General features: G+C 70.5%; 8 protein-coding genes and 2 pseudogenes. 2 read left to right on the top strand and 8 right to left on the bottom strand.

All coding sequences use genetic code 11. From position 1 onward, the window contains the following. A pseudogene (locus tag GT030_RS32795) lies at positions 1 to 503 on the bottom strand (ATP-binding protein); the annotation flags it as partial. A gap of 336 nt (positions 504 to 839) precedes the next feature. On the opposite strand from GT030_RS32795, the gene gabT reads away from it, so the two are divergent. Both gabT and GT030_RS32785 read left to right on the top strand, forming a co-directional pair. Next, positions 840 to 2174 (top strand): 4-aminobutyrate--2-oxoglutarate transaminase, encoded by a 1335-nt coding sequence (gene gabT, locus GT030_RS32790; RefSeq protein ID WP_161204180.1) that lies wholly within the window; start codon positions 840 to 842, stop codon positions 2172 to 2174. A gap of 410 nt (positions 2175 to 2584) precedes the next feature. Beyond that, positions 2585 to 3256: pseudogene (locus GT030_RS32785) on the top strand (phosphatase PAP2 family protein); the annotation flags it as partial. On the opposite strand, the gene GT030_RS32780 reads toward GT030_RS32785, so the two are convergent. The 7 genes from GT030_RS32780 to GT030_RS32750 form a co-directional block, all read right to left on the bottom strand. Continuing rightward, positions 3198 to 4961 (bottom strand): glycoside hydrolase family 18 protein, encoded by a 1764-nt coding sequence (locus tag GT030_RS32780; protein WP_202460856.1) that lies wholly within the window; start codon positions 4959 to 4961, stop codon positions 3198 to 3200. The pseudogene GT030_RS32785 and the gene GT030_RS32780 overlap by 59 nt on opposite strands. A gap of 201 nt (positions 4962 to 5162) precedes the next feature. Beyond that, positions 5163 to 5624 carry a hypothetical protein gene (locus GT030_RS32775; protein ID WP_161204178.1) on the bottom strand — a complete coding sequence of 154 codons (462 nt, stop codon included), beginning with the start codon at positions 5622 to 5624 and terminating at the stop codon, positions 5163 to 5165. Positions 5625 to 5749: 125 nt separating this feature from the next. Next, positions 5750 to 7180 carry an FAD-dependent oxidoreductase gene (locus tag GT030_RS32770; RefSeq protein WP_161204177.1) on the bottom strand — a complete coding sequence of 477 codons (1431 nt, stop codon included), beginning with the start codon at positions 7178 to 7180 and terminating at the stop codon, positions 5750 to 5752. Positions 7181 to 7202: 22 nt separating this feature from the next. Then, on the bottom strand, positions 7203 to 8003 hold the full coding sequence (locus GT030_RS32765; RefSeq protein WP_161204176.1) for an ABC transporter permease: 801 nt from the start codon (positions 8001 to 8003) through the stop codon (positions 7203 to 7205). A 1-nt stretch (position 8004) separates the two neighbouring features. Then, positions 8005 to 8931, bottom strand: a complete 927-nt coding sequence (locus GT030_RS32760) for an ABC transporter permease (RefSeq protein ID WP_161204175.1) — start codon at positions 8929 to 8931, stop codon at positions 8005 to 8007. Further along, a complete protein-coding gene (locus GT030_RS32755; RefSeq protein ID WP_202460855.1) occupies positions 8931 to 10082 on the bottom strand; it encodes an ABC transporter ATP-binding protein in 1152 nt (383 codons plus the stop codon). The genes GT030_RS32760 and GT030_RS32755 overlap by 1 nt, the downstream gene beginning before the upstream one ends. A 5-nt stretch (positions 10083 to 10087) precedes the next feature. After that, positions 10088 to 11254, bottom strand: a 1167-nt coding sequence (locus tag GT030_RS32750; RefSeq protein WP_161204173.1) for a spermidine/putrescine ABC transporter substrate-binding protein, incomplete at its 5' end; no start/stop codon positions are given.

Genomic DNA, 11254 nt, shown 5'->3' with positions numbered 1-11254 from the left:
TGCGCACCGTGGGCGCGCAGGTCGGGCCAGTCGGCGGGGTCCTCGCCGGGCTCGGGCGGCGGCGGTTCGGCGGGGGTGGCGGACGTGACCCAGGCGGGCGGTCCGAACCGCCGCCAGACCTCGCCCCAGCGCCCGATCCGGGCTACCACGAAGAGGATGGCGAGGGCGATGAGCGTGTAGTACGAGTACCAGAGGACGGCGTTGCCGACGCGGTCGTTGCCCTCGCGCCAGGAGTCCGGGGTGAACAGCTCCAGCGGCAGCACCCACCAGCCGCCGAGGTAGCCGTTCCACAGCAGCGACCACACCAGCCAGCCGACCAGGAACGCGATCACGGCCCCGCTGAGCAGCTGCCGGGCGGGGGTCAGCTCGGGCTCGGTCTCCGGCCGGGGCCGGTGCCCGAGGCGCCACACACCGGGCGCGGCGGCGGGCCGGGCGGCGCGCAGCCAGGCGAGGAAGGCCGAGCCGTCCGGGCGGGGCGGGGCTCCGGGTGGCATCGTGGGCATGGGCGGCGGGGACCCTTCCGGGGGCCGCGTCGGGCGCGGCACCGGGCCCGTATGGGTGGCCCGCGTGTCCCGCGTACCTTCGCTGTCCATCGCCCTGCCCCCTGACCAGCCGGTCCGTCACCGTCAGCGAGTCAATCTAACGCCCCCGCAAGGGGAGTTCACCGTTTACGCGGCCGACGTCCGATGTCCGGCCGCGCCGAGGGCCCGGCCCGCCATGTCCACCACGGACAATGGGCCGCGCCGACAACGCCCACATGGAGCATGCCCACCCCACGGCACCCGTCTTAGCCTGCGGGAAAACAAGGCAAGCGTCCGTAATACCCCCAGGAGCCCCGCATGACCGCACTTCCGCAGGAGCGCCGCGTCGTCACCGCCATTCCCGGCCCGAAGTCGCAGGAGCTTCAGGCCCGCCGCACCGCGGTCGTCGCCCAGGGCGTGGGCTCCACGCTGCCGGTCTTCGTCACGCGCGCGGGCGGCGGTGTCATCGAGGACGTCGACGGCAACAGCCTGATCGACTTCGGCTCCGGCATCGCCGTGACCTCGGTGGGCGCCTCCGCCGAGGCCGTGGTGCGCCGCGCGAGCGCCCAGCTCGCCGACTTCACTCACACCTGTTTCATGGTCACCCCGTACGAGGGCTACGTGGAGGTCGCCGAGGCCCTCGCGGAGCTGACGCCGGGTGACCACGCGAAGAAGTCGGCGCTGTTCAACTCGGGCGCCGAGGCCGTCGAGAACGCGGTGAAGATCGCCCGCGCCCACACCAAGCGCCAGGCGGTCGTGGTGTTCGACCACGGCTACCACGGCCGTACGAACCTCACGATGGCGCTGACGGCGAAGAACATGCCGTACAAGAACGGCTTCGGCCCGTTCGCGCCCGAGGTCTACCGGGTGCCGGTGGCCTACGCCTACCGCTGGCCCACCGGTCCGGAGAACGCGGGTCCGGAGGCCGCCAAGCAGGCGATCGACCAGATCACCAAGCAGGTCGGCGCGGACAACGTGGCCGCGATCATCATCGAGCCGGTGCTCGGCGAGGGCGGCTTCATCGAGCCGGCCAAGGGCTTCCTGCCGGAGATCGTGAAGTTCGCCAACGACAAAGGCATCGTGTTCGTGGCCGACGAGATCCAGTCCGGCTTCTGCCGCACCGGCCAGTGGTTCGCGTGCGAGGACGAGGGCATCGTCCCGGACCTGATCACCACCGCCAAGGGCATCGCGGGCGGTCTGCCGCTCGCCGCCGTGACGGGCCGCGCCGAGATCATGGACGCCGCGCACGCGGGCGGCCTCGGCGGCACCTACGGCGGCAACCCGGTGGCCTGCGCCGCCGCGCTCGGCGCGATCGAGACGATGAAGGAGCAGGACCTCAACGGCAGGGCCAAGCGCATCGAGGAGGTCATGAAGGGCCGCCTCGCCACCATGGCCGAGAAGTTCGACATCATCGGTGACATCCGCGGCCGGGGCGCGATGATCGCCATCGAGCTGGTCAAGGACCGCGACACCAAGGAGCCGAACGCCGAGGCCGCCGCCGCGCTGGCCAAGGCGTGCCACCAGGAGGGCCTGCTGGTCCTGACCTGCGGCACCTACGGCAACGTGCTGCGCTTCCTGCCCCCGCTGGTCATCGGCGAGGACCTGCTGAACGAGGGTCTGGACATCATCGAGCAGGCTTTCTCGCGCATCTGAGCGACCGGACCGCTCGTTCAGCGAGTGGTCCGTACCTCTGGCGGACGACTGCGGCAGGCCGTGTGAAGAACGTGTGCGAGGTGGATGACAGGACGCGATTGCGTCTGTCCGACCGCCTCCGCCTGCCGTAAGTTCGGTCCCGATGAGAGATACACCCCGCTCGCAGGGGACTGCGGGTGAGTTCAGGCCGGGGCCTCCCCAGCTTCGACCTGGTCGTGCCCTCGCGCACACAACCGGGGCCTGAGGGCTCCGGGATTCTCCACACCGATCGGACGGTCGCCGCCCCAAACCCCCCGGGGCGCGCGACATCCCGGTCCGGTCGGCCGCCCCGGAACCACCCCCCCTGTTCCGGGGCGGCCGGCCTCCTTCTCGCCGCTTCTCGCCGCCCGCGCGCATGCGAAGCTGGCCCGGTGTCCACTCCCGCCCGCCGCCTCGCCCTCGCCGCCGCCCTGCTGACCGGCCTCCCGGCGCTGCTGTTCGCGCTGCTCACCTGGCAGGTCCTGGCACACGGTCCGCTGCTCACGCTGGACGCCCGGCTCAGCCGGGACCTGGTCCACCCGGACCGCTTCTCCGAACGCCTCTCCGACCTCGGCGACATCCCGGTGGCCGTACCCGTGCTGGTGCTCGCCCTCGGCTACGCGGCGTGGCGGGGCCGGGGCGCCGGGATGCCCCGCTGGTGGCTTGCGCCCGCGGCAGCCGCGCTGCTGATGGCGGTGCTCCCGGCGATCGTGGTCCCGCTGAAGCTGTGGACCGCGCGGCCGGGGACCCCCGCGGTGCCCCCGGCCACCGGCTACTTCCCCTCCGGCCACACCGCGACGGCGGCCGTGGCCTACGGCGCCTCGGCGCTGCTCCTGCTCCCCTGGTGCCGCACCCGCGCCGCACGCCTCACGGCGGTCGGTGTCCCGGCCGCGCTGGTGCTCGCGGTGTCGTACGGGCTGGTGCGGCGGGGCTTCCACTGGCCGCTGGACGTGCTGGCGTCCTGGTGCCTGGGCGCGGTGCTGCTGACCTGTCTGAGCCTGGTGCTCAGCCGAAGTAGGAGTCGAAGGTCCGCTGGAACTCCCAGCCCGCGAACCGGTCCCAGTTCACCGACCAGGTCATCAGACCCCGTAGCGCGGGCCAGGTCCCGTGGGTCGGGTACGAGCCGCAGTTCGTCTTCTTCGTGAGGCAGTCCAGGGTCTTGGTGACCTCGGCCGGGGCGACGTAGCCGTTGCCGGCGTTGACCGAGGCGGGCATGCCGATGGCTACCTGGTCGGGGCGCAGCGGCGGGAAGACGTTGCCGGCGTCGCCCGCGACCGGGAAGCCGGTGAGCAGCATGTCGGTCATGGCGATGTGGAAGTCGGCGCCGCCCATGGAGTGGTACTGGTTGTCCAGACCCATGACCGGGCCGGAGTTGTAGTCCTGGACGTGCAGCAGGGTGAGGTCGTCGCGCAGGGCGTGGATGACCGGGAGGTAGGCGCCGCAGCGCGGATCCTGCCCGCCCCACTTGCCGCTGCCGTAGAACTGGTAGCCGTTCTGCACGAAGAAGGTCTCCGGCGCCATGGTGAGCACGAACCTGGTGCCGTACTTGGCCTTGAGGGTCTTCAGCGCGGAGATCAGGTTGACGATCACCGGGGTGGTCGGGTTCTTGAAGTCGGTGTCGCCGGCGTTCAGCGAGAGCGAGTGGCCCTCGAAGTCGATGTCGAGGCCGTCCAGCCCGTACTGGTCGATGATCTTCGAGACGGACGAGACGAAGGCGTCACGGGCGGCCGTGGTGGTGAGCTGGACCTGGCCGTTCTGGCCGCCGATGGAGATCAGCACCTTCTTGCCGGCGGCCTGCTTGGCCTTGATGGCCGCCTTGAAGTCGGTGTCGCTCTCGACGTCGGGGCATTCCGAGACCGGGCAGCGGTTGAAGCGGATGTCCCCGGAGGTGACCGAGGTCGGCTCGCCGAAGGCCAGGTCGATGACGTCCCAGCTGTCGGGCACGTCGGCCATCCGTGTGTACCCGGAGCCGTTGGCGAAGCTCGCGTGGAGGTAGCCGACCAGGGCGTGGGCGGGGAGGTCCGAGGAGCCCCCGCCGTCGCTGCGGGCCGGGGTGGTCGCGGTCACCGTGGCGGACCGGGCGGACTCCCCCGCCTCATTGGTGGCGGTGACCTGGAAGGCGTACGCGGTCGAGGGGTTGAGGCCGCTCACGGTGGCCGAAGTGCCGCTCACGCTCTGGACCTTGACGCCGTCCCGGTAGACCGCGTAGCCGGTCGCGCCGGTCACCGGGGTCCAGGACAGGGCGACGGAGGTGGCGGTGACGGTGCCCGTCCTCAGGCCGGCCGGCACGGTGGGTGGCTGGGTGGTGGTGCCGCCACCGGGGCCGATGAGGGAGACGTCGTCGGCGTAGTAGGCGCCGGTGCCGTACCAGCCGTGGGTGTAGAGGGTGACCTTGGTGGTGTCGGCCCCGGTGGTGAAGGTGGTGGCGAGCTTCTGCCAGTCGGGCGCGGACTGGGTCCAGGTGGAGACCTCGGTGGTGCCGGTGCCGCTCGCGCCGAGGTAGACGTAGGAGCCGCGCACCCACGCGGCCAGCGTGTACTGGGAGTTGGGTCTGACGGACACCGTCTGGGCGCACTGGGCGTTGTCGCTGCCCTCCGGGGTGGCTTTGAGTGCCGAGGCGCCGCTGTGCACCGGGGAGGTGACGGTGGTGCCGGCGGTGCAGGTCCAGGGGGAGAGCCCGGATTCGAAGCCGCCGTTGACCGCGGCGTCCGCGTCGGCCGCACGGGCGGCCGACGAGAGCGCGGCACTGCCGGGCACGGCGAGAGCCATGACCGTGAGGAATGCGACCAGGGGTCGGGAACGGTCCACAAATGCCTCCAGGCATGGGGGAGTTGGAGGTCGAGGGTGCACCCAACTTGGTCCAGACCAATTCTGTTGTCAAGGAGTCCCCCACCGAAGAAACCCCGCCACCGAGACCCCACCGAAGACACCTCGTTCGAAGCGACCCCGCCAAGGGGCCCCGTCAGGGAGTCACGATCGGCGCCCTTCCCCCTCGCTCGCCAGCGCGGCCGCCGCCTCGTGCATCGCCAGCTCCAGCAGCGCCGGGTCGGTGAGCGTGCCCGACCCGTCCGGCGGCACCAGCCAGCGCACCCCCCGGGCCGCCCGGCCGGGGTGCGGCACGACGATCCAGGTGCCGGCCCCGGCGGTGCGGATGCCGGTGCCCAGCCAGCGGGTCGCGGTGCCGGGCGGCACGAGGAAACCCATCCGGTTGTCCCCGAAGTCGACCAGCACCGGGCCGGGTTGATCGAGCACGCGGGTGAGCACGTCCAGCGTCGGATACCCCAGCTCCCCCGGCAGGAGGAGCACGTCCCAGGCTTTCCCGGCGGGCAGCAGCGCGACCCCCAGCGGACCGCGCTCCCACTCCCACCGGCAGGCGTCCGGGTCCGGCGCGACGGACGCCAGCCACTCGACCGCAGTCTTCGCCCCTGTCATGAAAAGACCTCCCTCTCGTTCGCCGACACGCGCGTCTGCGCATGAGAGGGAGGTCGGGCCGCTCGCATTACGCGAGTTCACCGGCCTGTTTCGAGTGACCTGGGTCACACATGGCGGTCAGGAGGTTAACTGTCGAAGCCGAGCCCCAGCCGGTCCATGGCCCGCAGCCACAGATTGCGCCGCCCGCCCTGCGCGTCGGCCCGCGCCAGCGACCAGCGGGTCAGCGCGATCCCGGTCCAGGCGAACGGCTCGGGCGGGAAGGGCAGCGGCTTCCTGCGGACCATCTCCAGCCGGGTGCGCTCGGTGTCCGCGCCGTCCAGCAGGTCCAGCATCACATCGGCGCCGAAGCGGGTGGCCCCCACACCGAGCCCGGTGTAGCCCGCCGCGTAGGCGACCCGGCCCTGATGGCCGGTGCCGAAGAACGCCGAGAAGCGGGAGCAGGTGTCGATCGCGCCACCCCAGGCGTGGGTGAAGCGGACGCCCTCCAACTGCGGGAAGCAGGTGAAGAAGTGCCCCGCCAGCTTGGCGTAGGTCTCCGGCCGGTCGTCGTACTCCGCGCGCACCCGGCCCCCGTAGGGGTAGATCGCGTCGTAGCCGCCCCACAGCACCCGGTTGTCCGGGGTCAGCCGGAAGTAGTGGAACTGGTTGGCCGCGTCCCCGAGGCCCTGACGGTTCTTCCAGCCGAGCGAGTCGAGCTGCTCGGCGTTCAGCGGCTCGGTCGTCAGGGCGTAGTCGTAGACCGGCACCGTGTAGGAGCGGACCCGGCGCAGGAGGCTCGGGAAGACGTTGGTGCCGAGCGCGACCTTGCGGGCCCGGACCGTGCCGTACGGGGTGCCGGCCTCCATACCGGCGCCGTACTGCTTCAGGGTCAGGGCCGGGGTGTGCTCGTACACCCGGACCCCGAGGGCGAGACAGGCCCGCTTCAGTCCCCAGGCCAGTTTGGCGGGGTGCAGCAGGGCCACGCCTCGGCGGTCCCACAGACCGGCCTCGAAGGTGGGCGAGCCGACCTCGGCGCGCAGGGCGTCGCGGTCGAGGAACTCCATGCCGTCCGCGAGGCCCTTGTCCTCGAGTTCCCGGTGCCAGTCGCGCAGCTCCCAGGCCTGGTAGGTCTCGGTGGCCACGTCGATCTCGCCGGTGCGCTCGAAGTCGCAGTCGATGCCGTGCCGGGCGAGCGCGTCCTCGATGCCGTCCAGGTTGCGGGCGCCGAGTTCGTGCAGCTTGCCGATCTCGTCCGGCCAGCGGGCCAGGCCGTTGGCCAGGCCGTGGGTGAGGGAGGCGGCGCAGAACCCGCCGTTGCGGCCCGAGGCGGCCCAGCCCACCTCGCGCCCCTCCAGCAGCACCACGTCCCGGCCGGGGTCGCGCTCCTTGGCGTTGAGCGCGGTCCACAGTCCGCTGTAGCCGCCGCCGACCACGAGGAGGTCGCAGGTGTCGGTGCCGGTGAGGGCCGGCTCGGGGCGGGGCTTGCCGGGGTCCTCCAGCCAGTAGGGGACCGGCTGGGCTTCGGAGAGGGAAGCGATCCAGTTGTCTTTTCCACGGCTCATGGCGCTAGGGGCCATGATTTCAACTCCCTACGGGGCTTTATGCCTTCTGGTGACCGCGTCTACGGGTGACGAGCATCGAGACCAGCACGAACAGTACGGCGACGAGGAACATGGCCGTCCCGATGACATTGATCTGAACGGGCGTTCCGCGCTGTGCCGAGCCCCAGACGAACATGGGGAAGGTGACGGTCGAGCCCGCGTTGAAATTGGTGATGATGAAATCGTCGAAGGAGAGCGCGAAGGACAGCAGCGCGCCCGCGGCGATTCCGGGTGCCGCGATGGGCAGGGTGACCCGCCAGAAGGTCTGCACCGGTCCCGCGTAGAGATCGCGGGCGGCCTCCTCCAGGCGCGGGTCCATCGACATCACGCGCGCCTTGACCGCGGTGACGACGAAGCTCAGGCAGAACATGATGTGGGCGATCAGGATCGTCCAGAAGCCGAGCTGGGCGCCCATGTTGAGGAACAGGGTGAGCAGTGAGGCGGCCATGACGACCTCGGGCATCGCCATCGGCAGGAAGATCAGCGAGTTGACCGCGCCGCGCGCCCGGAACCGGTACCGGACCAGCGCGAACGCGATCATCGTGCCGAGCGCGGTGGCGCCGATGGTGGCCCACAGGGCGATCTGCAGGCTGAGCCCGAGCGAGCCGCACATGTCGGCGACCCCGCACGGGTCCTGCCAGGCGTCGGTGGAGAAGTGCTGCCACTCGTAGTTGAAGCGGCCCTTGGGCTTGTTGAAGGAGAACACCGTCACGACGATGTTCGGCAGCAGCAGATAGGCGAGCGTCAGCAGTCCCGCGACGACGACGAGACGGCGCTTGAGCCAGGTGAAGACGGCCATGTCAGACGAGGTCCTCCGTCCCGGCCCGGCGGATGTAGATCGTGACCATGGCCAGGATCGCGGCCATGAGGATGAAGGAGAGCGCGGCGGCCGTCGGGTAGTCCAGCACCCGCAGGAACTGGGTCTGGATGACGTTGCCGATCATGCGGGTGTCGGTGGAGCCGAGCAGCTCGGCGTTGACGTAGTCGCCGGCCGCCGGGATGAAGGTCAGCAGGGTGCCGGAGACCACGCCGGGCATCGACAGCGGGAAGGTCACCTTGCGGAAGGTGGTCCAGGGCCGGGCGTACAGGTCCCCGGCCGCCTCGTGCAGCCGTACGTCGATCCGCTCCAGCGAGCTGTACAGCGGCAGGATCATGAACGGCAGGAAGTTGTAGGTCAGTCCGCACACGACCGCCAGCGGCGTGGCCAGCACCCGGTCGCCCGCGGTCCAGCCGAGCCAGCCGGTCACGTCCAGCACGTGCACGGTGTTCAGCGCGTGCACCACGGGCCCGTTGTCCGCGAGGATCGTCTTCCAGGCGAGGGTGCGGATCAGGAAGCTGGTGAAGAACGGCGCGATCACCAGGATCATGATCAGGTTGCGCCAGCGCCCGGCGCGGAACGCGATCAGATACGCCAGCGGGTAGCCCAGCAGCAGACAGAGCACGGTCGCGGCGGCCGCGTAGAGCACCGAGCGGACGAACTGCGGCCAGTACTCGGCGAGCGCGTGCCAGTAGGTGGCGAAGTGCCAGGTGACCTTGTAGCCCTGCTCCAGCGACCCGGTCTGCACCGAGGTCGACGCCTGGTAGACCAGCGGCAGCGCGAAGAACACGATCAGCCACAGGATGCCGGGCAGCAGCAGCCAGTACGGGGTGAACCGGCCGCGCCTGCGGGGTGGCTGCGCGGGCTCCGGCGGGGCGAGCGGCGGGGGCGCCTCGGCGAGCGTCGGCATCAGACGGCCGCCTCTTCCTCGGTGCCCGCGTCGATGTCCTGGGCGGCGTCCAGTGCGAAGGTGTGCGCCGGGTTCCAGTGCAGGACCACCTCGGCGCCGGGCACCAGACGGGTGTCCCGCTCCACGTTCTGCGCGTACACCGCGAGAGCGCCCGCGACCGGGCTGTCGATCACGTACTGGGTGGAGACGCCGATGAAGCCGGCGTCCGCGACCGTGCCGGTGAGGCGGTTGCGGCCCTCGGGCACCGAGCCCGCGTCGTCGGCGTGGGTGAGCGCGATCTTCTCGGGGCGGATGCCGACCAGCAGCTTGCCGCCGGCCGGTGCGGGCGCGGAACAGCGCGCCTCGGGCAGCAGCAGCTTGCCGTCCCCGGCGCGCAGCACGATGTCGCCGCCGCTCCGGGAGTCGACCTCGGCCTCGATCAGGTTGGAGGTGCCGAGGAAGTTGGCGACGAAGGTGGTGCGCGGGTTCTCGTACAGCTCGGTGGGCGAGCCGAGCTGCTCCACGCGGCCCGCGTTCATCACGGCGACCGTGTCGGCCATGGTCATGGCCTCCTCCTGGTCGTGCGTGACATGGACGAAGGTGATGCCGACCTCGGTCTGGATGCGCTTGAGCTCCAGCTGCATCTGGCGGCGCAGCTTGAGGTCGAGGGCGCCGAGGGGCTCGTCCAGCAGGAGCACCTTGGGGTGGTTGATCAGGGCGCGGGCGACCGCGACGCGCTGCTGCTGGCCGCCGGAGAGCTGGTGCGGCTTCTTGCGGGCCTGCTCCCCGAGCTGGACCAGCTCCAGCATCTCCTCGACCTGCTTCTTGACGCTCTTGACGCCGCGCCGGCGCAGGCCGAAGGCGACGTTCTCGAAGATGTCGAGGTGCGGGAAGAGGGCGTAGGACTGGAAGACCGTGTTGACCGGCCGCTTGTACGGGGGCAGCCCGGTGACGTCCAGGTCACCGAGGTGCACGGTCCCGGAGGTCGGCTCCTCCAGCCCGGCGATCATGCGCAGGGTGGTGGTCTTGCCGCAGCCGGAGGCGCCGAGCAGCGCGAAGAAGGAGCCCTGGGGCACGGTGAGGTCCAGCGGGTGCACGGCGGTGAAGGAGCCGTACGTCTTGCCGATGCCGGCGAGGCGGACGTCGCCGCTGCCGTCTGTCGTCGTCTTCATCCTCGTCACGCCCCTGTGAGCTTCGCGAACTTCTCTTCGTAGGCCGTCTCTTCCTTCTGGCTCAGGGAGCGGAAGGCGTGGGACTTCGCCTGCATGGCCTTGTCGGGGACGATCAGCGGATTGTCCGCTGCGTCCCGGTCGATCTTCGCAAGCCAGGGCTTCACGTTGTCGACCGGAGTGACGTAGTTGATGTAGGCGGCGAGCGCGGCGGCCTGCTCGGGTTCGTAGAAGAAGTCGATCAGCCGCTCGGCGTTCGTCTTGTGACGTGCCTTGTTGGGGATCAGCATATTGTCCGTCGAAGTGACATAACCGCTGTCGGGAATGATGAAGTCCACATCGGGGCTGTCCGCCTTGAGCTGGACCACGTCACCGGCCCAGGCGACACAGGCCGCGAAGTCGCCCTTGGCGAGGTCGGCGGTGTAGTCGTTGCCGGTGAACCGGCGTATCTGCCCCTTGTCGACGGCCTTCTGCAGCCGGGCTATCGCCGCGTCGTAGTCGTCGTCGGTGAAGTCGGCCGGGTCCTTGCCCATGTCGAGCAGGGTCATCCCGACGCTGTCCCGCATCTCGGAGAGGAAGCCGACCCGGCCCTTCAGCCTGGGATTGTCGAGCAGGTCGGAGACGGATCTCACCTCGATCCCGTCCAGCGCCTTCTTGTTGTAGGCGATGACCGTGGAGATGCCCTGCCAGGGGTAGGAGTAGGCGCGGCCCGGGTCCCAGTCGGGGGTGCGGAACTGGGGCGAGAGGTTGGCGAAGGCGTGCGGGAGATTCGCCGGGTCCAGCTTCTGCACCCAGCCGAGCCGGATCAGCCGGGCGGCCAGCCAGTCGGTGAGGACGATCAGATCGCGGCCGGTCTCCTGGCCCGCGGCGAGCTGCGGCTTGATCTTGCCGAAGAACTCGTTGTTGTCGTTGATGTCCTCGGTGTACCGGACCGTGATCCCGGTCTTCCGCCGGAACGCGGCGAGCGTGGGGTGACGTTTTCCGCTGTCGTCCACGTCGATGTACTCGGTCCAGTTGGAGAAGCTGACGGTCTTCTCCCGGGCCGAGCGGTCGTCCGCCGAGGTGCCGCCCGGTGTCCGGCCGGCCGCCGGAATGCCACAGGCGCTCAGGGCGCCCAGGCCCCCCGCCGTGAGCACGCCTCCGGCCGACGCCCGCAGCAGCGACCGGCGGGTCAG

This window comes from Streptomyces sp. SID1328, assembly GCF_009865595.1.
GTDB lineage: Bacteria > Actinomycetota > Actinomycetes > Streptomycetales > Streptomycetaceae > Streptomyces > Streptomyces griseoluteus.
This window is presented reverse-complemented; position numbering and strand designations above follow the sequence as displayed.